This window comes from Paenarthrobacter sp. NCHU4564 (genome assembly GCF_052156435.1).
Lineage (GTDB): Bacteria > Actinomycetota > Actinomycetes > Actinomycetales > Micrococcaceae > Arthrobacter.
The window spans coordinates 20,814-43,808 of record NZ_JBQLIS010000026.1 but is presented as its reverse complement, the minus strand read 5'-3'; the positions used below and the strand labels follow the sequence as shown (position 1 = coordinate 43,808).

23 protein-coding genes are annotated in these 22,995 nt (G+C 64.6%); 11 read left to right on the top strand and 12 right to left on the bottom strand.

Annotation, left to right across the window (positions count from 1 at the left end; all coding sequences use genetic code 11):
- Positions 1–12: 12 nt before the first annotated feature.
- Genes ACSVIE_RS19370 through ACSVIE_RS19360 form a run of 3 tightly spaced genes read left to right on the top strand, consistent with a single transcriptional unit; the run spans position 13 to position 2,373 of the window.
- Positions 13–897 (top strand): TolB family protein, encoded by an 885-nt coding sequence (locus ACSVIE_RS19370; protein WP_442424892.1) that lies wholly within the window; start codon positions 13–15, stop codon positions 895–897.
- A gap of 4 nt (positions 898–901) precedes the next feature.
- Complete coding sequence (locus ACSVIE_RS19365; RefSeq protein ID WP_442424891.1) at positions 902–1,900, top strand: Gfo/Idh/MocA family protein; 999 nt, start codon at positions 902–904, stop codon at positions 1,898–1,900.
- Positions 1,897–2,373, top strand: coding sequence for a heme-degrading domain-containing protein (locus ACSVIE_RS19360; protein ID WP_442424890.1), 477 nt, complete (start codon positions 1,897–1,899; stop codon positions 2,371–2,373). The genes ACSVIE_RS19365 and ACSVIE_RS19360 overlap by 4 nt, the downstream gene beginning before the upstream one ends.
- A 19-nt stretch (positions 2,374–2,392) precedes the next feature.
- Here ACSVIE_RS19360 and ACSVIE_RS19355 read toward each other — a convergent pair whose 3' ends face one another.
- The gene (locus tag ACSVIE_RS19355) at positions 2,393–3,454 is read right to left on the bottom strand and encodes a YeiH family protein (RefSeq protein WP_442424889.1); all 1,062 of its coding nucleotides are present in this window, start codon (positions 3,452–3,454) and stop codon (positions 2,393–2,395) included.
- A gap of 101 nt (positions 3,455–3,555) precedes the next feature.
- Here ACSVIE_RS19355 and ACSVIE_RS19350 point away from each other — a divergent pair, with 101 nt between their 5' ends.
- Entirely contained in the window at positions 3,556–4,479 is a 924-nt protein-coding gene (locus tag ACSVIE_RS19350) for a LysR family transcriptional regulator (protein ID WP_442424888.1), read from the top strand.
- On the opposite strand, the gene ACSVIE_RS19345 is transcribed toward ACSVIE_RS19350, so the two are convergent.
- Both ACSVIE_RS19345 and ACSVIE_RS19340 read right to left on the bottom strand, forming a co-directional pair.
- Positions 4,458–5,126, bottom strand: a complete 669-nt coding sequence (locus tag ACSVIE_RS19345) for a response regulator (protein WP_442424887.1) — start codon at positions 5,124–5,126, stop codon at positions 4,458–4,460. The genes ACSVIE_RS19350 and ACSVIE_RS19345 overlap by 22 nt on opposite strands.
- Entirely contained in the window at positions 5,123–6,700 is a 1,578-nt protein-coding gene (locus tag ACSVIE_RS19340) for an ATP-binding protein (protein ID WP_442424905.1), read from the bottom strand. Before ACSVIE_RS19340 ends, ACSVIE_RS19345 begins: the two co-directional genes overlap by 4 nt.
- 255 nt (positions 6,701–6,955) lie before the next feature.
- Here ACSVIE_RS19340 and ACSVIE_RS19335 point away from each other — a divergent pair, with 255 nt between their 5' ends.
- The 5 genes from ACSVIE_RS19335 to ACSVIE_RS19315 all read left to right on the top strand — a co-directional run bounded on the left by ACSVIE_RS19335 (position 6,956) and on the right by ACSVIE_RS19315 (position 10,996).
- The gene (locus tag ACSVIE_RS19335; RefSeq protein ID WP_426005888.1) at positions 6,956–7,963 is read left to right on the top strand and encodes a Bug family tripartite tricarboxylate transporter substrate binding protein; all 1,008 of its coding nucleotides are present in this window, start codon (positions 6,956–6,958) and stop codon (positions 7,961–7,963) included.
- Positions 7,960–8,463 (top strand): tripartite tricarboxylate transporter TctB family protein, encoded by a 504-nt coding sequence (locus ACSVIE_RS19330; protein WP_426005887.1) that lies wholly within the window; start codon positions 7,960–7,962, stop codon positions 8,461–8,463. The genes ACSVIE_RS19335 and ACSVIE_RS19330 overlap by 4 nt, the downstream gene beginning before the upstream one ends.
- Complete coding sequence (locus ACSVIE_RS19325; RefSeq protein ID WP_426005886.1) at positions 8,463–10,001, top strand: tripartite tricarboxylate transporter permease; 1,539 nt, start codon at positions 8,463–8,465, stop codon at positions 9,999–10,001. The genes ACSVIE_RS19330 and ACSVIE_RS19325 overlap by 1 nt, the downstream gene beginning before the upstream one ends.
- Complete coding sequence (locus tag ACSVIE_RS19320) at positions 9,998–10,390, top strand: universal stress protein (RefSeq protein ID WP_426005885.1); 393 nt, start codon at positions 9,998–10,000, stop codon at positions 10,388–10,390. Before ACSVIE_RS19325 ends, ACSVIE_RS19320 begins: the two co-directional genes overlap by 4 nt.
- Positions 10,391–10,465: 75 nt before the next feature.
- A complete protein-coding gene (locus ACSVIE_RS19315) occupies positions 10,466–10,996 on the top strand; it encodes a GNAT family N-acetyltransferase (protein ID WP_426005883.1) in 531 nt (176 codons plus the stop codon).
- Here ACSVIE_RS19315 and ACSVIE_RS19310 read toward each other — a convergent pair whose 3' ends face one another.
- Together ACSVIE_RS19310 and ACSVIE_RS19305 are read right to left on the bottom strand one after the other, a co-directional pair.
- Positions 10,997–13,132 (bottom strand): glycogen debranching N-terminal domain-containing protein, encoded by a 2,136-nt coding sequence (locus tag ACSVIE_RS19310; protein WP_426005882.1) that lies wholly within the window; start codon positions 13,130–13,132, stop codon positions 10,997–10,999. It lies immediately after the preceding gene.
- A 49-nt stretch (positions 13,133–13,181) separates the two neighbouring features.
- Positions 13,182–14,255, bottom strand: coding sequence for a glycosyltransferase family 4 protein (locus ACSVIE_RS19305; protein WP_426005880.1), 1,074 nt, complete (start codon positions 14,253–14,255; stop codon positions 13,182–13,184).
- Between the two features lie 130 nt (positions 14,256–14,385).
- On the opposite strand from ACSVIE_RS19305, the gene ACSVIE_RS19300 reads away from it, so the two are divergent.
- The gene (locus tag ACSVIE_RS19300; protein WP_442424886.1) at positions 14,386–15,084 is read left to right on the top strand and encodes a DsbA family oxidoreductase; all 699 of its coding nucleotides are present in this window, start codon (positions 14,386–14,388) and stop codon (positions 15,082–15,084) included.
- A 99-nt stretch (positions 15,085–15,183) separates the two neighbouring features.
- Here ACSVIE_RS19300 and arfA read toward each other — a convergent pair whose 3' ends face one another.
- The 5 genes from arfA to ACSVIE_RS19275 all read right to left on the bottom strand — a co-directional run bounded on the left by arfA (position 15,184) and on the right by ACSVIE_RS19275 (position 21,166).
- The gene (gene arfA, locus ACSVIE_RS19295) at positions 15,184–16,722 is read right to left on the bottom strand and encodes an arabinosylfuranosidase ArfA (RefSeq protein ID WP_442424885.1); all 1,539 of its coding nucleotides are present in this window, start codon (positions 16,720–16,722) and stop codon (positions 15,184–15,186) included.
- A gap of 40 nt (positions 16,723–16,762) precedes the next feature.
- A complete protein-coding gene (locus tag ACSVIE_RS19290) occupies positions 16,763–17,659 on the bottom strand; it encodes a carbohydrate ABC transporter permease (protein WP_426005876.1) in 897 nt (298 codons plus the stop codon).
- Between the two features lie 2 nt (positions 17,660–17,661).
- Complete coding sequence (locus ACSVIE_RS19285; RefSeq protein WP_426005875.1) at positions 17,662–18,609, bottom strand: carbohydrate ABC transporter permease; 948 nt, start codon at positions 18,607–18,609, stop codon at positions 17,662–17,664.
- A 36-nt stretch (positions 18,610–18,645) separates the two neighbouring features.
- Positions 18,646–19,980 (bottom strand): extracellular solute-binding protein, encoded by a 1,335-nt coding sequence (locus tag ACSVIE_RS19280; RefSeq protein ID WP_442424884.1) that lies wholly within the window; start codon positions 19,978–19,980, stop codon positions 18,646–18,648.
- A 184-nt stretch (positions 19,981–20,164) separates the two neighbouring features.
- Entirely contained in the window at positions 20,165–21,166 is a 1,002-nt protein-coding gene (locus ACSVIE_RS19275) for a LacI family DNA-binding transcriptional regulator (RefSeq protein WP_442424883.1), read from the bottom strand.
- A gap of 100 nt (positions 21,167–21,266) precedes the next feature.
- Between ACSVIE_RS19275 and ACSVIE_RS19270 the strand changes: the two genes are divergently transcribed.
- Positions 21,267–21,989: a TetR/AcrR family transcriptional regulator gene (locus tag ACSVIE_RS19270; RefSeq protein WP_442424882.1), complete on the top strand. Its 723-nt coding sequence runs from the start codon at positions 21,267–21,269 to the stop codon at positions 21,987–21,989.
- Here ACSVIE_RS19270 and ACSVIE_RS19265 read toward each other — a convergent pair.
- A complete protein-coding gene (locus tag ACSVIE_RS19265) occupies positions 21,948–22,595 on the bottom strand; it encodes a LytR C-terminal domain-containing protein (RefSeq protein ID WP_426005868.1) in 648 nt (215 codons plus the stop codon). The genes ACSVIE_RS19270 and ACSVIE_RS19265 overlap by 42 nt on opposite strands.
- Before the next feature lie 22 nt (positions 22,596–22,617).
- A complete protein-coding gene (locus tag ACSVIE_RS19260; protein WP_021471645.1) occupies positions 22,618–22,917 on the bottom strand; it encodes a type II toxin-antitoxin system VapB family antitoxin in 300 nt (99 codons plus the stop codon).
- Positions 22,918–22,995 lie beyond the last annotated feature (78 nt).

Sequence of the window (22,995 nt, the reverse complement as noted above, 5' to 3'; positions counted from 1 at the left end):
GAGCCGTCCGACGTGATCCGCACCCTGCAATCCGGTCAACAGTGCCAGGTGCGGATCGCGTCAGTGACCGGCGAATCCACGCTGCTTTACAGCACCCACCGCATCCTCCTGGAAGCCCCCAACTGGACCCTGGATGGCCGGTCCCTGATCCTCAACGGGGACGGGAAACTTTGGCGGTTGGACATAACTTCCGGCACCCTGATCGAAATCCCCCTCGGCGGTATCCCTGACCTGAACAACGATCACGTCCTCGCGCCCGACGGCGAAAGCATCTTCCTCTCCGCCAACGACGGCCACATCTACAGGGCTCCGCTCACCGGCGGCCATGCCCAGCGCATCACCCCGGATGACGGTTCCTTCCATTTCCTCCACGGTGTCAGCCCGGACGGGGCGGAGTTGGCGTACGTGGGAATCGGGGGCGGGGACTTCAGGCAGCCGGGCCGCCTCATGACCATAGCGTCCGACGGCGGTGCTCCCGCCCGCGTCAACGTTGGAGAGGGCCACTGCGACGGGCCGGAATACTCGCCCGACGGGAAGTGGCTGTACCTGAACACGGAATCCTTCAGCACCGAGCCCGGCCATGCCCAACTCGCCCGCATCCGGGTGGACGGGACCGGCTTCGAGCAACTCCTCGAATCCAAAACGGTGGACTGGTTCCCCCATCTTTCCCCGGACGGGCAGTATGCCTCCTACATCCGGTTCCCCAGCGGAACGCAGGGCCACCCCGCAGACCTGCCTGTCGCCGTCGTACTCGTCTCCACAGGTGACTGGAAAACTCCGCTGCACACATGGCCGCTGTTCGGCGGCCAAGGTACGCTCAACGTCAACAGTTGGTCGCCGGACTCGGAGCATTTCGCGTACGTGGCGTACCCGCCGGCTACCCAAACGGAGGACTGAACACGTGTCACTTTCTGATGGAACCATTCGCTGGGGAATCCTTGGAACGGGGTTCATTGCGGACCTGCAGACCCGGGACCTCCGTGAGAACGGGTTTACCGTCCAGGCCGTCGGCTCACGGTCGCTGGACTCGTCCAAGGCCTTCGCTGAACACCACGGCATCGCGACCGCCCACGGCAGCTACGAGGACCTCGCGGCTGATCCCGATGTGGACGTCATCTACATCGCCACCCCGCACCCCATGCACCACGCAAATGCTCTCCTGGCTTTGAATGCGGGCAAGCACGTGCTGGTGGAGAAGTCGTTCACCATGAACGCCAGGGAGGCGCGGGAGGTGACCGAGGCGGCCGCTGGCAAGGGGCTCGTGGCGCTGGAAGCCATGTGGACGCGGTTCCTGCCCCACATGGTCCGCATCCGCGAAATCATCGCGGCCGGGACCATCGGCGAGGTCCGCAAAGTCATTGCCAGCCACAATCAAAGCCTGCCCAAGGACCCCGCGCACCGGCTCAACGACCCCGCCCTCGGTGGCGGCGCACTGCTGGACCTTGGCATCTACCCCATCTCCTTCGCGTTCGACATCCTCGGTGCTCCTTCGTCCATCCGGGCGAGCGCGTCGATGACGGCCACCGGCGTGGACCGGCAGACTGCCGCTATTTTCGACTACGACGACGGCGCCCAGGCCGTGGTGGATTGCGAACTGGATGCGGCGAGCGCCAACCGGGCCCTGGTGATCGGCAGCGAGGGGTGGATCGATATCGAACATACCTGGTACAATCCCGTCCCGTTCACTGTGTTTGCCACGGATGGCACGGTCCTGGAGCGTTTCGATGAACCCGTCGGCAGCCGGGGCATGCAGTTCCAGGCCGCCGAGGTGGAGCGCCTGGTGAAGTCCGGCGAAACCATGGGAACCATCCTTCCGCCGTCCGAGAGCGTTGCCATCATGGCCGCCATGGATGAGATCCGCCGGCAGATCGGGCTGGGCTACGGGGCTGATCGAGCATGAGCGATTCACCACCCCTGCAGGAGTTGCGGCAGCAGGAGGAAGAACTGGTTTTCGCTTCGTTCGATCACCGTGACGCCTGGCGGCTGGGGTCGTTGATCGCCAACCACGCGATCGCCGAGGGCTTTGGGGTGGCAGTAGACATCCGCCGCCACAACATCGTCCTCTTCCGCTGCGTGCTTCCCGGCGCCACGTCCGATCAGGAGGAATGGATCCGGCGAAAGTCCAACTCGGTACTCAGGTTTGAGCACAGCACCGCGTTCCTGTCCGAGCAGTTCTCCGCTCTCGGCCACAATCCGCTCGGCGGTGGCTGGCTCAACCATGACGACTACACGCTCGCCGGGGGCTCTTTCCCTCTCCGGGTCCGGGGCGCCGGGGTGGTCGGCGCGATCACCGCTTCCGGCCTGGCCTCCGACGAGGACCACCGGTTGGTAGTGGACGGCATCAGGAACTACCTGAAGACGGTTGGAGCGTAACCCCCCACAAGAACGGGTCCTAGGCCATCATCCACGCCGCCCCCAGGCCAAGGGCCGCGATCAACGCCCAAGCACACAAGGCCATCACGAGCGACCGTGGTCCGGCGTGCAGGAGTTCACGTACCCGGACCGCGGAGCCCAGGCCGAACAAGGCTGCACCCAGGGCGATCTCCTGCGCCAAGCCGCCAAGGTCCAGGACAGGGGGCGGAGCCCAACCCAGGGTGCGGAGCACGATCATGGCCAGGAAACCCACCACGAACAAGGGAACAATGGGCGGGAACGTCCCCGGACCCCCTGATCCGCGGACGCGCTGAAACCGTTGCCACAGCCCTGCCGAGGCAACGATCGGCGCCAGGAGGACCACCCGAGTGAGCTTGATGACCACGGCAGCGCCGAGGGCCACGGTTCCGGCAGTCTGGGCTGCGGCCACCACTTGCCCCACATCATGGACCGATGCTCCCACCCATCGCCCGAACGTCACCGTGTCCAGGCCCAGCGGATGCATGAGCAGGGGCAAGGTGCCGATGGCCAAGGTTCCGCAGAGCGTTACGAGGGCAACCGGCAGGACGGTGTCCTGGTGCTTTGTTCCCCGGACAGCCGCCATGGCCCCGATGGCCGAGGCACCACAAATCGAAAACCCCGTGGCGATGAGCAGCGGAGCATCGCCCGGGAGCTTGAACAGCTTGCCCAAGGCATACGTGCCGGCGAAAGCGAGCAGCACTACCGCCACGATGAGCCCCAAGGCCTGCCAGCCCAAGGCGGCGATGTCCCCCAGGCTTAGCTTGAGCCCCAGCAGGACGATGCCGGCCCGCATCAGGTGCTTACCGGCAAAGCGGAGACCCGGCTGCCAGGCACCGCCAACCCAAGCTGCAGTTCCGGGCACGTTGGCGGCGGCAATCCCCAGGACCACGGCAAGGGTCATGGCCGGAAGCGACGGCAACAGGGCGTGAATGCCGAAAGCCGACGCCACCGCCACCGCACAGGCGGCTAGCCCGGGTGCCAGGGCGCGGAGGCGGTCACGACGCCGGATGGCAGCAGACAGCCCCGGTTCGGCTTGGGCGGTTGCCCTGGTTGTGGTCATACTTCCACGATCCCCCGAATCCGCGGCCCCCGGTAGCCGTCGTTTCAGCCTGAACCCATGCCTAATTGACATGAGCTGTCACGGAGGCATATCGTCCACGCATGAGCAGCCGACCAGACCTCACCGCCTTGGAAATCCTGGTCCTGGTGGCAGAAACGGGGTCGGTCGGCGCTGCCGCCCGCCGTGTGGGCATGGCACAACCCAACGCCAGCCGCGCATTGGCACGGCTTGAGCGGCAACTGGGCCTGACCCTGGTGGTCCGTACTCCTGCCGGTTCCCGTGTCACCAATGAGGGCGAGGTTGTCACGGCGTGGGCCCGCGAGGCACTCGGCGCAATGGACCGGATGATCCTGGGAGCCCGCTCGCTTGCCGAGGAACGGGCGGCCCACCTGACGGTTGCGGCCAGCCTGACCATTGCGGAATACCTGGCCCCACGTTGGCTGGCCCGTTTCCGCCGGACACACACGGACCTGCATGTCAGCCTCGCGGTGGGAAACTCCGGCGAGGTCCTGGAGCAGGTGGCCGCCGGGAAAGTTCCCCTGGGCTTCGTCGAGACTCCGGCGTTGCCGCGGACTGTTGCTTCAACCACCGTGGCCCGCGACGAACTGGTTGTGGTGGTGGGGACAACGCACCCTTGGGCACGGCGGCGGGTCCCCGTCCAGCCGGACGAATTGATCGCCTCCGACCTTGCCCTTCGGGAAGTCGGCTCGGGAACCCGCGACACCTTGGTCAGGGCCCTTGAGCGTTCGGGCGCCCCGCTGCATGAGGCACGGATGGAACTGGCCAGCACCGTTGCCGTCAAAGCGGCCGCCATTGAAGGTGCTGCCGTGGCGGTGCTGAGCGAGCTTGCCGTGACCGCAGAACTGGCCACCGGCCAACTCATCGCCGTACCCGTCCAGGGCCTGGACCTCACGAGGTCGCTTCGCGCCGTCTGGCTCCCCGCGTGGAGGCCTGAAGGAAGCGCCGCCGAATTGATCCGGATCGCCAAGGCGGGCGAGCGGCTTCACCGCGGCTTGAGCACATAGCGCCTTTCAGGACGCCCGACGCCGTACTTCAACTTCACGTCCACGGCACCTTCGTCGTGGAGGTACTCAAGGTATCGGCGGGCACTCACCCGTGACGTGCCCAGATGTTCGGCGACTTCCGCGGCCGAGAGGTCGCCGCTGGCGGAACGGAGCGTTGCCTGGACCCGCTCGAGGGTCTCCACGCTGCAGCCCTTGGGCAGGGAACGCCCGGTGCTGCCCAGCCCGAACACCCGATTCACATCCGTTTGCTCAGCTACGTCCTTGGAAGCGTCCAGGCCCTGATAGGCGCTGAGATAGTGGTTCAGCCGTTCCTGGAGGTCTGCCTGGGAGAACGGCTTGATCAGGTAGTGCACGATCCCGCCGCGCAGGGCCTTGCGGACTGTCTCCACCTCCCGCGCGGCGCTGATCACCAGGACATCCAGTTCCGGTGCCACCTCCCGCAAGCGGTGCATCAGGTCAAGCCCGTTAATGTCCGGCAGGTGGATGTCCAGCAGCACCAGGTCCGGCTGCAGGCGCCGGGTCTCTTCCAGCGCCTGCGCTCCCGTGTGGGCCACCCCCACAACGCCGAACCCTTCCGTGCGCTGAATGAAACCGGCGTGCACTTTGGCCACCATGAAGTCGTCATCGACAATCAGGACCTTGATCACGGTTTATCTGCCCCTTTGCTGAACGTCGCTGTAAATACTGCCCCCTGGTCATTGGCCACCGTGAGGTCGCCTCCGGAGCGCCGGCAAATGACGCGGGACAGGGCCAGGCCGAAACCACGGGCATCCCCTGGTGCGCGCTCCTTGGTGGAGAACCCCTGCCGGAAAATCTCCTCGACGTCGGTGTCCGGGACCCCCGGTCCGTTGTCCCGGACACTGACGGTTACCTCGTTGTCTCCATCAGCCACCACCACGCTGACCGTTGCCCCCGGAAGGCCGGTGACGGCGTCGAACGCGTTGTCCACGAGGTTCCCCACCACGGTGGTGAGGTCGCGGGAAAGTTCCTCCTGAACGCGCGGCAGCGCAGCAATCGGATCCAGCTGCAGCTCAACGCCGCGTTCGGCGGCGAGGCTGGCTTTGGCGATGAGGAGGGCGGCGAGCGCCGGGTCTTCGATACGCCTGGTGACGTCGTCGTTGAGGCGCGTACGGTCCACCGTGACGCCGTTGACGAACTGGACCACGGAATCATAATCCTCAAGCTGGATCAGGCCGGAAATCACGTGCAACTGGTTGGCGAACTCGTGGGCCTGGGCTCGGAGGGTGTCCGTGACGGTGCGGGTGGCGCCGAGTTCACGTTCCAGGGATGAGAGCTCGGTGCGGTCCCTCAGCGTGGTGACGGAGCCAATGTCACGGTCATGGGAGCGGAGCGCCACCCGGTTCATGACCACCAGCCGGTCCCCCACCAGCACCAACTGGTCCGGGGTGTCCTGGTCGCGGGTGAGTACGGTCTTAAGCGCCGGGTCTACGTGCAGGGACCGGATCTTCCGCCCCACGCAATCCTCCGGAAGGCCCAACAACTGCCGGGCGCTGTGGTTGGCTACGGTGATGCGTTCGTGGGGATCCAAGGCAACCACGCCTTCCTTCAGCCCCTGCAGCATGGCTTCGCGGTTCTCCACCAAACCGGTGATTTCGTGCGGTTCCATGCCCAGTGTTTGGCGCTTTACCCGGCGGGACAGCAGGAATGCCCCTGCAACTCCCAGAACGCTTGCCACCCCCAGATAGGTCAGGAGGTTGGGAACAGCGTCACCCAGGCGTTCGATGGTGGATGGGTAGTTCCGGCTGATGGCGGCGATGCCGATCATGGTCCCGGAGTCGTCCAGCACGGGCACGTGGGCTGAGAGCACAGCGGCTCCGCCACTGCCGACGACTCCCGTCCAGGCCCGCCCCTCGCCCACGCGGCTGTCGCCAAGGGGCAGGGGCTTGCCCAGAATTCCGGGATCAGAGGCGGCGACCACGGTGCCGTCCAGCTTGGCGAGCGCAACATGCGACGACCCGGAGACGGTCCTGACCGATTCAGCCACGGCAGGGAGGGCTGAACCGGCGCGGGGCTCGGCGGCGGGCAGGAGCGCGCGCACTGTGGGGTTGCTGGCCAGGGCTTCGGCGGCGGACAAGGCCCTGCGGCCTTCGGTCCGCTCGAACGTTGCCGCTGACTGCGCCAGCGAGATGGCGACGACTGCCACAAGAACGGCCAGGACGATCAGCAACTGCAGGACAAGGTACTGCCCCGCCAGGGACATCCCTCTTCGTCGAGTCACGGCATGGATCCTTTTTGGGTGGCTCCCGGGCCTGGACAGGGGCTGGGTGTTGTCCGGCAGGAGTACCGGAACTATACCCCAGGCGTCACCATTCGCTGCCTGCTGGTGAACGCAATGAACTTAACGATCACTGCGAACACAAGAGTGATCCCTGTCACCTGCGGACCTAGCATCGATTCACGGGGCACACCGATGTCCGCCCTGCACCTAATTTTCATCGTTGAGAAGAGGAACACCATGCGCCAGATCCGCGCATTGCGCCTTGCCGCCGTCGCCGCCGGCATCGCCCTGATGGCCACCGGCTGCGGTGCCACCGGCAAGAACTCCACCGGTTCCGAAAGCACCGGCGCAGCCGGCCCGGTCACCGGCCTCCAGATCATGGTCCCCAACACGCCCGGTGGCGGGTACGACACCACGGCGCGTGCCGCGGCCAAGGTCCTCGATGACGAGAAGATCTCCACCAACACCGAGGTCTTCAACCTTGCCGGAGCCGGCGGCACTGTTGGACTGGCGCGCGTTGTCAATGAAAAGGGCAACGGCGACCTCACCATGCTAATGGGCCTTGGCGTGGTGGGGGCCAGCTACACCAACAAGTCCGAATCCAAGCTGACCGAGACCACCCCGCTGGCACGGCTCATCGAAGAACCCGGCGCCATCATGGTCAGCAAGGACTCCCCCTACAAGACCATCGATGACCTGGTGAAGGCGTGGAAGGCCGACCCCGCGTCCATCTCCGTGGGCGGCGGTTCCTCCCCGGGCGGCCCGGACCACCTCCTGCCCATGCAGCTTGCAGGTGCCGTGGGCATCGATGCCACCAAAGTGAACTTCGTTTCCTACGACGGCGGTGGGGACCTGCTCCCGGCCATCCTCGGCAACAAACTCGGCTTCGCAGCTTCGGGCGCCGGTGAATACCTGCAGCAGATCAAGTCCGGTGAAGTCCGTGTGCTGGCCACCAGCGGCGAGAACCGGCTGGAAGGCGTGGATGCCCCCACGCTGAAGGAATCCAACATCGACCTCGTGTTCACCAACTGGCGCGGAATCGTGGCCCCTCCGGGAATCAGCGACGAGGACAAGAAGTCCCTGATCGCGGCCCTGGAGAAGATGCACGAATCCGCCGGTTGGAAGGAAGCCCTGAAGACCCACAGCTGGACCGATGCCTTCATCACCGGTGACGAATTCCAGACCTTCCTGACCGAGCAGGACAAGCGGGTGGCGGACGTGCTCACCAAGCTTGGGTTGGCGTGAGCACTGCAGCAACAGGCCTGAAAGGCCGCGCCGAGCTGGGGGTTTCCCTCCTGCTCGGCGCGGCCGGCGTCCTTGTCTTCCTTGACGCCAACGGCCTGGTTACCCCGTATTCGAAGTCGGACCCTGTAGGTCCAAAGACCGTTCCCTTCATCGTTGCCGGCCTCTTGATCGTGTGCGCAGTCCTGCTGGCCATCAACGTCCTCCGCGGCGGCAAGGGGGAAGCCGAAGGCGGCGAGGACGTGGACCTGGCACACCCCGCGGACTGGAAGACCGTCCTGCCCCTGGCCGGCGCGTTCATCCTCAACATCCTGCTGATCGATTGGGCCGGGTGGGTCATTTCCGGAACGGTCCTGTTCTGGGGCAGCGTGCTCGCCCTGGGCAGCCGCCGCTACATCCGTGACGGGCTCATCTCGATTGCCCTCTCCTTGCTGACCTTCTACGGCTTCTACCTCGGCCTGGGCATCGCCCTGCCGGCCGGGCTCCTGGAAGGAATCCTCTAATGGACGTCTGGTCCTCACTGATGGACGGGTTCGCCACCGCCCTCACCCCCATGAACCTCATGTTCGCCGTCATTGGCGTGCTCCTTGGCACAGCCGTGGGCGTTCTGCCCGGACTGGGCCCGGCCATGACCGTGGCCCTGCTGCTGCCGGTCACCTACGCCCTGGAGCCCACCAGTGCGTTCATCATGTTCGCCGGCATCTACTACGGCGGCATGTTCGGCGGTTCCACCACGTCGATTCTGCTCAACACACCCGGTGAATCGTCGTCAGTGGTGACGGCGATCGAAGGCAACAAGATGGCCAAGGCCGGGCGTGCAGCCCAGGCGCTCGCGACGGCGGCCATCGGTTCGTTCGTAGCCGGCACCATAGGCACTGCCCTCCTGGCTGTTTTCGCGCCCGTGGTGGTGGAGTTCGCCGTCAGCCTGGGCGCGCCCAGCTACTTCGCGATCATGGTCCTTGCCTTGCTCGCTGTCACGGCCGTACTTGGCTCCTCGCGCCTGCGTGGCTTCGCCTCCTTGGCGCTCGGCCTGGCCATCGGACTGGTGGGCATCGACTCCGTCACCGGGCAACGCCGGCTGACTTTCGGGCAACCGCTCCTGGCAGACGGCCTGGACATTGTGGTGGTCGCCGTGGCGATCTTCGCCGTGGGTGAAGCACTCTGGGTCGCGGCGCATCTTCGCCGGACCCCGCTCCACGTCATCCCCGTCGGCCGCCCCTGGATGGGCCGCAAGGACTGGGGGCGCTCGTGGAAGCCATGGCTCCGCGGCACAGCCTTCGGGTTCCCGTTCGGTGCCCTTCCCGCCGGCGGGGCCGAGATTCCCACGTTCCTCTCCTACGTCACGGAGAAGCGTCTCTCCAAGCACCCGGAGGAGTTCGGCAAGGGGGCCATCGAGGGTGTCGCCGGGCCGGAAGCTGCCAACAACGCCGCAGCGGCGGGGACCCTGACCCCCATGCTGGCCCTCGGCCTGCCCACCAACGCAACGGCCGCCGTCATGCTCGCAGCGTTCACCACCTACGGCATCCAGCCCGGACCGCAGCTGTTCTCCAGCGAGGGCCCCCTGGTATGGGCACTGATCGCAAGCCTGTTCATCGGCAACCTGCTGCTGCTCCTGATCAACCTGCCGCTGGCTCCCGTATGGGCCAAGCTGCTCCAGCTCCCCAGGCCCTACCTTTATGCGGGCATCCTCTTCTTTGCCACCCTGGGCGCCTACTCGGTCAACCTGCAGGCCTTCGACCTGGTGATCCTCCTGGTTCTGGGCGCACTGGGCTTCATGATGCGGCGGTTCGGCCTTCCCGTCCTGCCACTCATCCTCGGCGTGATCCTCGGCCCGCGCATCGAGGGCCAACTCCGGAAGACCCTGCAGCTGAGCGCGGGCGACCCCGCCGGGCTCTTCAGCGAGCCGATCGCCGTCGTGGTTTACATCATCGTGGCCCTCGTCCTGGCGTGGCCGCTGGTCTTCAAGATGATCCGGCGCAACCGTCCCGCCCTCCACACCCCGAACAACCATCCCGAGCCCCAGAAACAGGAGAACCCATGACCATAGTGGTGGGATACGTCCCAACCCCGGAAGGCGAGGCGGCACTCACCCAGGCCATCGCCGAGGCCAAGAAGAACAATGCCACCCTCTTGGTCATCAACTCGTCCAAAGGCGACGCCCTGGTGGACAACCGGTACGCCCAGGAACCGGACATCCAGAACATCGAAGAGCGCCTGGCAAACCACGGCATCCAGCACATCATCAAACAGCCGGTCCGTGGCCACGACGCCGCCGCCGAAGTCCTTGATGCGGCAGACGAACACCATGCCGAGCTCATCGTGATCGGCCTCCGCCGCCGCAGCCCGGTGGGCAAGCTCATCATGGGCAGCGTTTCGCAAAGAATCCTGCTTGAAGCGGACTGCCCGGTCCTGGCGGTCAAGGCCGACTAAGGACTCCCCGCACGGAAAATGCCCTTAAGATGCGTTCTTGAGGGCATTTTCCGTTTCAACCCCAGGGGGACCCACATGACCGAAACCATCCGCACGGCAAGAGCGGACGACGCCGGAAAGCTGGCGGAGCTGGCCGCCGTCACGTTCCCCTTGGCCTGCCCTCCCGGCGCCTCGCCGGACGACATCCAGGCCCATCTCGAAAAGAACCTCAGCGAGGCCAGCTTTGCCGGTTACCTCACCGACGCGAATATCACCATCCTGGTGCTCGACGACGGCGGGCAGCTCAACGGCTACACCATGCTGATCGCCAAACCGGCAGGCGACCCGGACGTCGCCGCGGTCCTTTCGGCCCTGCCATCAACCGAACTCAGCAAGTGCTACGTGCACCCCGACCACCATGGCCAGGGTGCAGCGTCACGGCTGATGAGGGCCTCCCTGGCCGACGCGGCGGACAAGGGTGCGGCCGGCGTCTGGCTTGGCGTGAACAGCGAGAACGCGAAGGCCATCAGGTTCTACGAGAAGTCTGGCTTCCAGCGGGTGGGCACCAAGTCCTTCAAGCTCGGCGATTCCGTGGAGCACGACTTTGTGATGGAGTACGCACTCTGACTAGCCGAACATGTCTCCCGTCAACGGCGGCCGCGGGTCGCTCCGCAACTGGAGCCCCTCGGGCAGGTTGGTCACCGTCCCCGAGGAACCCGACGCCTGCACCGTGATCCGCGACTTGCCCAGCAGCACGTTCTCCGCTTGGAACTTCCCCAGTGAATCCGGCAGGATCGGCGCGAGATGCAGGACGTTCCGGGTGAAATCGGGATCGAACCTCAGCAGGATCCTGGCGAGCTGGATCGGCGCCGCAGCCGCCCACGCCTGCGGGGAACACGCCGTCGGATACGGTACCGGCGCCGAAAAGTCGTCACGGTCAAAGCCGCAGAACAGCTCCGGGAGTTGGCCGCCGAAGTGCTCGGCGGCGTCGAACAATCCGCGCGCTACCCGGCTGGCTTCCTTGACGAAGCCGTACCGCATGAGTCCCGTGGCGGCGAGCGCCGTATCGTGCGGCCAGACGGAACCGTTGTGGTAACTGACGGGGTTATAGGCTCCCATGTCCGAACCAAGCGTCCGGATCCCCCACCCTGTGAACATCTCGGGCGACATCAGCCGTTCGGCCACCAGTCCTGCCTTGTCCTCGTCAACGATGCCTACCCACAGGCAGTGCCCCATGTTGGATGTACAGGAATCCACGGGCCGTTTGTCCTTGTCCAGCGCCAGGGCGAAGTAACCCTTGTCCGGAAGCCAGAAGCTTTTGTTGAAAGCCTCCTTGAGCGCCTCGGCCCGGTCGGCGCAACGGCGTTCGACGGCGGAATCACCTGCCGCGCGTGCCAGCAGGGAGCGTGCTACGTAAGCCGCGTAGGAGTAGGCCTGGACTTCGCACAGGGCGATCGGTGTCCCGGCCATGGTGCCGTCAGCGAAGTTGATGCCGTCCCACGAGTCCTTCCACCCCTGGTTGACCAGTCCGTGGGTGTTGGGCCGCTGGTATTCCACAAAACCGTCTCCGTCGCGGTCACCGAACTCTTCGATCCAGGCCAGGGCGCGATCGGCGTGGGGAAGCAGGGATTCAATGATGTCCGAGCCCAGGCCCCATCGGCTGAGCTCGCCCAGCAGGGAGACGAAAAGCGGTGTCGCGTCGGCGGTTCCGTAATACGCGGTGCCGCCGAGGGATAGCCCGGCTGTGACTCCCAGGCGGACTTCGTGCGGCATCCGGCCGGGTTCCTCTTCAGAGTCAACGTCCACGGTGGTGCCCTGCAGTGCCGCGAGCGTCTGCAGCGTTCCGGCCGCGAGCCCGGGGTCCACCATGAGGGACATGTAGGAGGCCAGGATGGAATCCCGCCCGAACAGGGCCATGAACCACGGCGCACCGGCAGCCACGGCTGCCCGCCCGGGGTGGTTCGGGTCGAAGATCCGAAGGGAACCGAGGTCGCTTTGGCTCCGTTCCAGGGTCTGGTCCACGTTGCGGTCCGTAACCTCGATCCTGGGCACGTGTTCGGTCCAGGCGATGTGCCTCCGGGCACCGGTGGTGTGGTGCAGGGGCGTGGTTTCAGTGAATGGCTCGTCCGGTCGTTTGCCGTTGACCAGGGGAACAGCCACAACACTGGTACTCCACTGGCTGCGGGGTGGGATGGTGATGTGGAAGGTGAGCCCTTTTTCCGTGGCCCTGGCACCCGATGCCCGGAACGCCACCCCGCGCCGTTCGCCGTTGGGGTGGATGGCCTCGAGATGGAGCTCGCGTTTATGTGCTGTCCTGGTCACTGCACCCGCACGGCCGGACCGTCCGCCCTTGACGTCGAAGAGGTCTGCCAGGTCCGCATCCACCAGCAGTTCGATCTCGCAGGGTGCAGGCTGGCCGGAGTAGTTCCTGATGGTCAGGTCGTCCCGGAGTCCGGCGCCCACATGCCTCTGGTGCCTGACCACCAAGGGACTATCGAAGCGCCCGTCCGAGGAGCACGCCCGGCCCACGTACTCGGCCTGGAAAGCCGTGGGATTCCTGGCGACCAATGGTTCCCTCAGTGCACCGTTAACGCGCAGGACCCACATGGAGACGATCCGGGTGTCCTGGTAATAAGCCCCTTGGGAGCCGCCACCGTGGACGTCACCCGAGTGGGAGGAGATACAAAAGGAAGAGCCTTCGACGACGGTTACGGCACCCAGTTCCGAGGCACCGGCTTCGGTGTCGGCGTTCCAAGCTGTCATGGCCGTCAGGCCTCCTCCATGGGATCCCGGGATGGTCCGGCCGTCTGCGCTAGAGGGCCTGGCTTCGATTCTCTTGCACCGGCGCGCTCCCCGATACCCCTTTACCTTTGAATTGTTGGATCACACGGGCGTAGAGGTCCAGGTGTTCGGCAGCCATCCGCCCGGCACTGAAGTAGTCGTCCACAGAGCGCCTGCAGTCTGCGCGGCTCAGGCGTGCTGCCGCATCCACGAAGCCGGCCAACCCGTCCACTCCGGCAAGGTAGCCGGTCTGCCCATGCCGGATGATCTCCGGCGCTGCTCCCATGGGTGTGGCCAGGACCGGAGTACCCGTGGCCAGGGATTCGATCATGACCAGGCCGAAGGGCTCGTGCCATTGGATGGGATTGATGAGCGCCAGAGCACCGCCCATGAGTTCATACTTTTCCGGGTCGGACAGTTCACCCAGGAACTCCTCATCGGGACCCAGCGCCGGCTTCACAACCTCGCGGTAGAAGAGCTGTTCATCCTTGGCGTGCATTTTCGCGGCGATCCGCAGGGGAACCCCGGCTTTCCGGGCAATGGACACTGCCTCCATGAGCCCTTTGTCCGGGCACATGCGCCCGACGAAACAGGCGTAGCCCCCGTCTCCTGGACCGACTGACACCGTGGAGAGGTCCAGTCCGTGATGGATGACGGCTGACACATTAAGGTCCGGGACCAGGCCGCGTTGGTCGTGGGAGATGGCGACGATGGCCGTGTCCCCCTCCATCGCCCGGTACAGGCCGGTCGACTGATGATTCAGGGGACCGTGGATGGTGGTGACCACCGGGATTCCCGGCGGCCGGTGGGCGTAGAGCGGGCCGGCCAAAGTGTGGTCGTGGATGATGTCCACCCCGTCCATCGCACCGTAGGCCTTGATCACATGGGCCAGTTCGCTCAAGGAAAACCCCAGCTCGTCCGGCTCGCTGGGCCCGAGGTCCGGTACCTGCGGCACGGGACAGGTGCTGTCCGATGTCGCCGCCAGCAATACGTCGTGGCCGGCGTCGGCGAGCGCCCGGGCCAAGGCATCCACTACTCTTTCGGTTCCGCCGTAGCGTTCGGGCGGCACGGTAAACCATGGTCCAACTATGAGTCCGATGCGCATTCCGGGGTCCTTCGCGCACACCCCCAAACCACGGGCTGACTTCATAACCCGCTTCAAGGCTATTAGCCCCGTGAGGAAAGTAACAGGTCAGCGCCGGAATGCTCCCGCAGCCTTCACGGTTGGCAAAACCATGAAGATTGAGATTTGGTCGGACGTTGCCTGCCCGTGGTGCTACATCGGCAAGCGCCGTTTTGAGACTGCCTTGGCACAGTTTGCACACCGCGATTCGGTGCAGGTCCAGTGGAAGAGCTACCAGCTGGACCCCTCCGTGCCCGGGCACTACGACGGTACGGAACTGGATTACCTGAGCAAGCGCAAGGGCATGGCTCCGGAGCAGGTCAAGCAGATGTTCGCCCACGTCACGGAGACCGCGAAGGGCGAGGGCCTGGATTACCGCTTCGACCAGGTGGTGGTGGCCAACAGTTTCACCGCGCACCGGCTGATCCACCTCGCGGCCACCCACGGCAAGCAGGATGCCGCCAAGGAACGCCTGCTGAGCGACCACTTTGAGCACGGCAAGGACATCGGCAACCAGGAATACCTGAAAGACCTTGGAGCTGCCCTCGAACTGCCCACCGCCGAAGTCGCTGAACTCTTCACTTCAGAGAAGTACACGGAGGAAGTGAACCAGGACATCAACGAGGCCCGTGCCATCGGCGTGACCGGAGTCCCGTTCTTCGTCATCGACCGCAAGTACGGGATCTCGGGCGCGCAGCCCGCCAAGCTCTTCAGCCAGGCACTCAACCAAGCCTGGCAGGAAGCCAATCCGCTCATTCCCGTCGGCGCCTCCGATGCCGAGGCCTGCGGCCCCGACGGCTGCGCCGTTTAACCCGGCCACCCGCCGTCGTCCGTTAGCCCGACTGGGTCGCATTTGTGCGCGTTTTGAGCGCTCAAAACGCGCTTAACTGCGACCCAGTTGGGTGCCGGGCTAGGCTTTGGCGACCTCAAGCTCGACGACGGCCCAGGACAGGGCGGGCAGCGTCAGCCGAAGCTCCGAGCCACTTGCCTTGACGTTCTCCAAAGGCTTCAAACCCACCCGGTCCGGCTGGGACTGGCTGTTGATCGTGAACCGGTCGCCGCCGTCGGGAATCTCCAAGACCTCCGCCCGCACTACCTGCCGTGCGTCGAAGCCACGCAGGGCGGTCTCAATGTCAGCCGCCTCCTCCAGGCCGCGGTTGGCGAAGAACAGCGCAACGCGTCCGGTCTCCTCGTTCCAGGTTGCGCTGACATCCACCAGGTCCGTGTCCCCAAAGCGGGCATTGGAGTACTTGTCCGAGTCCACGCCCAGCTGAAGGATCTGCCCCTTGGCGAGCTCGGCCATGCGCGCGAACGGGTGGAAGATGGTCTGCTTCCACGCCGGCCCGTTCTCTTCGGACAGGATCGGCGCGATCACGTTGACCAGCTGCGCCTGGTTGGCGATCTTGACCCGGTCGCCGTGCCGGAGCAGCGAGTTGAGCAACGTGCCCACCACGACGGCGTCCGTGACGTTGTACTTGTCCTCGATGACGCGCGGATGTTCACGCCACGGTCCCTTGACGATGTTGCGCAACTGGTCCTCGGTGTCCCGGCCGCGCTGGTACCAAACGTTCCACTCGTCGAAGGACAGGTTGATGTGCTTCTTGTGCTTGCCCTTGGCCCGGACTGCGTCGGCGGTGGCAATGACCGACTCAATGAAGAAATCGGTGTCGACGGCGGATGCCAGGAAGCTGCCGACGTCGCCTTCCTCTTCGAAGTAGTAGGCATGGAGGGAAACGTAGTCCACCTCGTCATAAGTGTGCGTGAGGACAGTCTGCTCCCACTCGCCGAACGTGGGCATCGCGGATTTTGAGCTGCCGCACGCTACGAGTTCAATGGACGGATCCACGTAACGCATGGCCTTGGCGGCCTCCTGTGCCAAGCGGCCGTACTCATCGGCCGTCTTGTGTCCGATCTGCCACGGCCCGTCCATCTCGTTGCCGAGGCACCAGAGTTTGATGTCGAACGGGTCCTTGTGGCCGTTCTTGGCGCGCAGATCCGACCAGTACGTGCCTCCCGGGTGGTTGGAGTACTCGACGATCGCGCGGGCTTCTTCCACTCCCTTGGTGCCCAGGTTGATGGCTTCCATGATTTCGGTGCCGGCCTGCCTGGACCAGTCCACGAATTCGTGCAGACCAAAGGCGTTGGTCTCTACCGTGTGCCAGGCACCGTCCAAGCGGCGGGGCCTGTTTTCGCGCGGGCCGATTCCGTCTTCCCAGTTGTAGCCCGAGACGAAGTTGCCGCCCGGATAACGGATCACCGTGGCGCCGAGTTCCTTGACGAGTTTCAGGACGTCCTGCCGGAATCCGTGCTCGTCTGCTTCAGGGTGCCCGGGTTCGTAAATTCCGGTGTAGACGCAGCGGCCCATGTGCTCCACGAAGGAGCCGAACAGGCGGCGGGGTACTTCTCCGACCGTGAAGTCGCGGTCGAGGGTGATGCGTGCGCGGGACATGGATCTCCTTAAGTTTTGTGATGGCTGGAAAGCTGGCCGGTCAGGTGCCGGCAAGTCCGGTGGTGGAAATGCCCTTGATGATCTGGCGCTGGAAGAACAGGAAGACGATGATCAGCGGCAGTGCGGCCAACAAAGCTGACGCCATGTTCTGCGCGTACTGCACGCCATAGGCGCTCTTGATGGTCTGCAGGCCCACGGGGAGCGTCAGCAGGGAGTCGTCATTGGTGGAGATGAACGGCCAGAGGAAGTTGTTCCACGCGCCGATGAACGTGAAGATGGCGACCGCAGCCAGGATGGGCCGGGACAGCGGCAGGATGATCTGCAGGAAGATGCGGAGCCGGCTGGCCCCATCCATCACGGCGGCTTCTTCAAGTTCACGCGGGATCTGGTCAAAGAACTTCTTGAGCACGAACACCATGGCCGGGTGGATCACCTGCGGAAGGATGATGGCCCATGGCGTATCGATCATTTTGAACGCGAGCATTTGGTAAAAGAGCGGAATCATGAGCACCGGTGGCGGCACGATGATGCTGGCGATGATGGCCGCCATCAGGATCTTCTTGCCCTTGAACTCGATCCTGGACAGCGCGTAGGCGATGAGGGCGGAGATCACCAGCGTGATGAGCGTGATGGCTGCGGAGGTGTAGAGCGAGTTCCACGTCCACAACGGGATGTTGCCGGCCTGGAACACGCTGGCGAATGCGTCGACAGTAAAGCCCGACGGCGGGATCCAGCTGACCTTCGACGCCGAGGCATCCGCTTCGGTCTTGAAAGCGGTAACTGCCGCCCAGGCGAAGGGGATCAGCCAAAGGACGGCGAGGACGGCTGCGACGGCGATCGCGATGATCTTTCCGACGGTCGGTTTCCGGCGTGGTTGCCGGATGACCTGGCGGTCTGTGGCTGGCGCAACGGTACGGGAGAGGGTGGTGGTTGCCATGGCTATGCACTCCTGCGGCGGGTGACGAAGAACTGCATGACGGACACCATCACGATCAGTCCGAAGAAGATGTAGGAGATGGCTGCGGAATATCCCAGCCGGTACCCGGTGAACCCGGTTTCGAAGATGTACTGGACCACGGGCCTGGTGGAGCCACCCGGACCGCCCGCTGTCATCTGGTAGATCTGGTCGAAGATCTTGAGGGATGCAAGGATCTGCAGCAGCACGATCATCACGGTGGTGGGCGTCAGTTGGGGCAGGGTGATGGAGAAGAACTGCCGCCAGGCGCCGGCTCCGTCCAGCGATGCCGCTTCATAGTGCTGGACCGGGATGTTCTGCATTGCGGCCAGGTAAAGAAGGAAGTTGAATCCCACGGTCCACCACAGCGTTGCGATCACAATCGACCACATGGCCACATTCGGATCGTTGAGCCACCCGACTTTCGGGATGCCGAACTTGGACAGGAAATCGTTGATCAGGCCAAGCTGCGGGTTGTACATCCACACGAAAAACATGGACACCACGGTGGAGGCCAGGAGGTACGGTGCAAAGTAGCTCAGCCGCCACAACCACTGGGCCGGGAGGCCAATGTTCAGCAGCGCCGCCATGGCCAACGCAACCAACACCAGCGGAACCGTGCTGATCACCGTGAAGTACAGGGTGTTGCCCAGGGAACGCCACATTCCGGCATCGGCGAAGGCCTCGGAATAGTTGGCGAACCCGATGAGGGCGTCATTGGCCCCTGTGAGGGACTTGCCGGTCAGGCTCATGTAGAAGCCGTACAGGATGGGCCATATAAGGAATACCAGGAAGAATGCGATGAACGGGGCCGAGAACGCCCAGCCGCTCACGTTGTCCCTGCTTCTGCGCAGGGAGGGGCCGGCCTTGCTGCCGGGTGCCGGTGTTGTCCGTAGTTGGCGGGTCTGCCGGGACACTGTAGAGGAACTCATGAAGGACTCCTTTGTCGCTCGGTGTGCTGATGCCGGTCAGACCGGGTTGGGCCGGAACAGGAGGTCGTTGGTGCGGTCCACGAAGCCGTCCCACCCGTCCTGCGCCTTGCTGCGTCCCAGAAGCACGTTCTGGATGAACTCGGCAAAGTAGTTCTGCCAGTCCGAGCCTGACCCGCTGAACCAGGCCTCGGGATCGTAAGAGATGATGTCCGCCGCGTTGGCGTAGTGGACCTGCGGGGTGAGCTCTTTGTACGCCTGCGATTGCACCACGGGCTGGTACGCGGGAATGTGGCCTGCCTCTGCCCACGACAACGAACCCTTGAGGATGTCGCTGACGAACTTGTAGGCGTCCTTGCGCTTGTCCTGGTCAGCCACGAGTTGCCGCGGAAGGACGAACGAATGCGAATCGGCGTAGGCAGCCGGCGTCCCGTAGAGGGTGGGAATGGTGAGCGCATCAACGGGCAGCTTTGCCTTCTTCATGGTGGGCAGTTCCCAGCCGCCGCTGAACAGCATTCCGGAGTCGCCCCGGACGAACTCGGCGATGCCGGTGTTGATGTCGTTGCCTTTGGCCGCGATGGTGTCGTCAAAGAGCGAGGCCATGAACTCCAGCGATTCCACGGCGGCGTCCCGGTCGGCCTGCATGGGCTGGCCGGGTGTCAGCACAATGTCAGCTCCGTGCTGCTTGTAGAGCGTGTAGAACAGACGCCACATCTGGGAGCCGAGGTTCAGGTAACCAAAAGAGAGGCCGTGGGCTTTGGTGACCTTTTGCATCTCCAGGGCCATGGCTTTGAACCCTTCCGGCGACGTCACCTCCTGCAACAGGCCATTGCTTTCCAGAAGCCCTGCTTTGGCAGCGATGTCCGTGTTGTAGAACATGATGAACGGGTGGGAGTCCAGGGCGAGCGAGAACACCTTTCCGTCCTGCCGGCTCTTTTCCCAGATGCGCGGCGCGAAGTTCTCCGGCGTGATGCCGTTCTCCGCCAACAGGTCCAGGTCCCAGGGCTCAATGAGGCCACCCGGGGCGTAGCCGGGAACCCGGCTGGCATGCATGATGGCGACTTCCGGCGGCCGTCCGCCAGCGGACGCCATGGCGAGCTTGGTGTAGTACGGCGGGCCCCAGGCCAGCACCGTTGGGTGCACTTTGAAGCCGGCGTTGAGGCTGTTGGCGTTGGCAATCATGGCCTGCATCTTGGTGCCGTCCCCTCCGGAGAGGAGATGCCAGAAGTTGATGGTCTCCTTGGGGGCGGCTCCGGCAGTCCCGCCGCACCCCGAGAGGCCCGTGGCCAAGAGCCCACCGCCAAGCAGCGCTGAGCCGGCCAATAACTGTCGCCGGGACAAACTTCTCCCGGCCAAAGATTCAAACTGCTTCACCCATCACTCCTTTGGAAGGGTCCGCTGAAAGGACACACACTGCTGCACTAAAGTCCGGATCCGTAGCGTCTCCTCGTGTGGGTAAATGGTGGCCCCGGGGTGACGCAGGTCTCACATTACATCGTTGTAAAAATAAGAACAAGAGAAAATTGTTAGCGCACACAATTCTGCGGCAAAGTCCCTTTCACCGACCGCTGCTGGCCCGTTCCACGATCGAGTAGTCCACCTCCACCACCCGCTGCTCCCGGTGCCTGTCTCCCATGCGTTCCATCAACAGGCGCAACGCCTCCGAAGCAATGGCCCGCTTGTCGAAGGAGACCGTGGTCAACGGCGGGACCGCAAACCGCCCGTCGGCAATATCGTCAAACCCTGCCACGGCAATGTCATCCGGCACCCGGATCCCCCGCTTCCACAACGCATTGAGTGCACCCAGCGCCAATGAGTCCGTAAAGCAGAAAAGGGCCTCCGGGAGGGGATGGGATTCCAGGTATTCATCCAGGGCCTGCGCCGCCGACTCCGAGGTCCACCGTTCACAGCGGATCAACAGCTCATCGTCGGGCGTGATGCCCAACGATTCCAAGGCGGCCTCATACCCCGCGGCCCGGTGGATCGCGGTGGACGAGTGCCGGCCCTGGTTGATGCCCAGCACGGCGATCCGGCGGCGCCCAGGCTTGGCAAGTGCAAGAGTCAGGTCGCGCGCAGCACCAAAACTGTCCACGTACACCCGGTCCGCCAAGTGCTGGGTGACCTCCCCGAGCAGGACAACGGGAGGCAGGGACACCCCCACTTTTACCGCGCTCTCCTGCAGTACCACCGGATTGAGGATCAACCCGTCGATCAGGTTGGAGCGCGCCCTGGTCATCAGTTCCTGCTCGCGCTGGGGATCCAGGCCCGTTTCCTCGATCTGGATGCTCCAGCCCAACTCATGGGCCACGTCCACAACGTGGTGGGCTATCTCAGCGGAGAAAGGGGTTGCGAGGTCCGGCAACGCCAGGCCGATCACTCCCGAACGGCCGTTGCGGAGGCCGCGCGCGGACAGGTTGGGGACGTAGTCGAGTTCGGCCATGGCCTGCTCCACCCGCAGCCGCGTGGGAGCGCTGACCGGCACGACCCCGTTCATGACGTTCGATACGGTTTTGGGCGATACCCCTGCTCGGCGCGCCACATCCTTGACCGTTGCGCGCAACAGTCCCCCTTGTTGAGTTTTTGTCCGGTCCCCTGATGGTACGCGAGTTTGTGAGCGCAAACCTGCCACTCTTAGTGACAGATCACTGTAAAGTGTCTATATGCCAAGGATCACGGCCCCTACCAATGCTGCCCAACGAGCCGCGACGCAGCGCCGGATCCTGACTGCTTTCGGCGAGCTCCTCTTCACCCACGGACTTCCGGGGCTCACCATGACAGACGTCGCCCGCCATGCAGGAGTGGGCCGGACCGCCGTCTACAACTACTACGCGGACATGGAACAACTGTTGATCGCGTACGCCCTGGACGAGACCGAACGCTTCATCGGCGACCTCCGCGACTCGCTCGCCGCCCTGGAGAACCCCGTGGACCGGCTTGCGCTCTACGTGCGCGCCCAAGTGGAGGACCTGAGCCGCCGGCACCTGCCACCCGGGCCGGCCATGGCCGCCGTCCTCTCCCCGGGCTCCTTCGCCAAACTGGCGGACCACGTGGGTGAGCTGAACGTCCTGCTTGAGGACATCCTCAACGACGGCGTACGGCAGGGCTACCTACCGGACATCGACGTCGCCCAGCTTGCGCGGCTTATCCACGGCACCCTGTCCGCCAGCGCCGCACGACGCAACCGAACGCCCGACGGCGACACTCCCCCGCCGTCGCCGGCCTCCGACGTCGACATCCAGACAGCGCAAACGGTGCGGTTCGTCCAGTTGGGTGCCGGCGCCCAGTTCGACGAGGCCAACCGGCCCGTCCGCTTGTACGGACAAGCTCCGGTGGGCACTGCGCTACTGGTTGGCCGGGAGGGTGGGAACGATCGGCCACTTTGAGTTATCGGCGATCCGCAGGTTCTCCCGCGGGCACGCCAGCATGCCCGGGCTCTTGTCCACCTTGTCAGCATCAACCAGGCCCTGGTAGCCGGACGTCAGGATGACATCCACGGACTCGTCCTCGCGGTTGTCCTGGAAGTAGTCGGTCCCGGCCAGGTTGCGCTGGACGTTGAAAGCTGCGGCCTGCCCCTTGACGCCGGACACCACCACGCCCACGCCCGTATAGGCGGTGTCGCTGTTGTCCACCCCGGCCACCTTGTAGCCGCGGGCCGTGAACTGTTCGGCCACGGTCCCGGCCAACCCGCCCCGCGATGTGGCATTGAAGACGTTGAGCGTTACGGACTCGTTGGGCAGGTAGTCGAAGGTAGTGGTGGGGCAAAGGCTGGTGGGCGCCTTGCTGGAGGCCGCCGTGGGAACCTTGATGACCCCGCTCATGACCGCCCAGGCCCCTACTGCGCCGGCGGCGATCACGCCAACCAGCAGGACAAGCACCACCGCATGCAGCACCCGGCGGGCGAAGTGACCGCGGGGCGGCTGGGTACCCTCGGTGAAGGTGGCCCGGAGCTCCGGACCCGTCACCACGTGGTGGCCATGCAGCTGCGTCACATCCTTGGGACGCCGCCGTTGCCTAGCCATCGATCACCAGCACGCGTGCGTGGATGGCCGTCCTTTGATGCAGCGCCGTCCTGACCGCCCTGTGCAGTCCGTCCTCCAGGTACATGACCCCCTGGTACTGCACGACATGGGGGAAGAGATCACCAAAGAACGTGGAATCCTCGGCCAGCAGGGCCTCCAGGTCGAGCGTCCGCTTGGTGGTCACCAGCTCGTCCAGGCGTACGGGGCGGGGAGGCAGGGCAGCCCAGTCACGCGGCGCCGAATATCCATGGTCAGGGTACGGGCGTCCCTCGCCCACAGCTTTGAAGATCACCCTGCAAGCCTATGGAAGATGCCGCCGCAACGGAACTTGTGACCGGCGGCACACGCAGGTTGTAGCCAAATGGTGACT

Bases quoted from the DNA above. Each gene is read 5' to 3' on its own strand.
- ACSVIE_RS19360 (WP_442424890.1), top strand. From the start codon at position 1,897: ATGAGCGATTCACCACCCCTGCAGGAGTTGCGGCAGCAGGAGGAAGAA.
- ACSVIE_RS19355 (WP_442424889.1), bottom strand. From the start codon at position 3,454: ATGACCACAACCAGGGCAACCGCCCAAGCCGAACCGGGGCTGTCTGCT.
- ACSVIE_RS19350 (WP_442424888.1), top strand. From the start codon at position 3,556: ATGAGCAGCCGACCAGACCTCACCGCCTTGGAAATCCTGGTCCTGGTG.
- ACSVIE_RS19340 (WP_442424905.1), bottom strand. From the start codon at position 6,700: ATGTCCCTGGCGGGGCAGTACCTTGTCCTGCAGTTGCTGATCGTCCTG.
- ACSVIE_RS19335 (WP_426005888.1), top strand. From the start codon at position 6,956: ATGCGCCAGATCCGCGCATTGCGCCTTGCCGCCGTCGCCGCCGGCATC.
- ACSVIE_RS19325 (WP_426005886.1), top strand. From the start codon at position 8,463: ATGGACGTCTGGTCCTCACTGATGGACGGGTTCGCCACCGCCCTCACC.
- ACSVIE_RS19320 (WP_426005885.1), top strand. From the start codon at position 9,998: ATGACCATAGTGGTGGGATACGTCCCAACCCCGGAAGGCGAGGCGGCA.
- ACSVIE_RS19315 (WP_426005883.1), top strand. From the start codon at position 10,466: ATGACCGAAACCATCCGCACGGCAAGAGCGGACGACGCCGGAAAGCTG.
- ACSVIE_RS19310 (WP_426005882.1), bottom strand. From the start codon at position 13,132: ATGACAGCTTGGAACGCCGACACCGAAGCCGGTGCCTCGGAACTGGGT.
- ACSVIE_RS19305 (WP_426005880.1), bottom strand. From the start codon at position 14,255: ATGCGCATCGGACTCATAGTTGGACCATGGTTTACCGTGCCGCCCGAA.
- ACSVIE_RS19300 (WP_442424886.1), top strand. From the start codon at position 14,386: ATGAAGATTGAGATTTGGTCGGACGTTGCCTGCCCGTGGTGCTACATC.
- arfA (WP_442424885.1), bottom strand. From the start codon at position 16,722: ATGTCCCGCGCACGCATCACCCTCGACCGCGACTTCACGGTCGGAGAA.
- ACSVIE_RS19290 (WP_426005876.1), bottom strand. From the start codon at position 17,659: ATGGCAACCACCACCCTCTCCCGTACCGTTGCGCCAGCCACAGACCGC.
- ACSVIE_RS19285 (WP_426005875.1), bottom strand. From the start codon at position 18,609: ATGAGTTCCTCTACAGTGTCCCGGCAGACCCGCCAACTACGGACAACA.
- ACSVIE_RS19270 (WP_442424882.1), top strand. From the start codon at position 21,267: ATGCCAAGGATCACGGCCCCTACCAATGCTGCCCAACGAGCCGCGACG.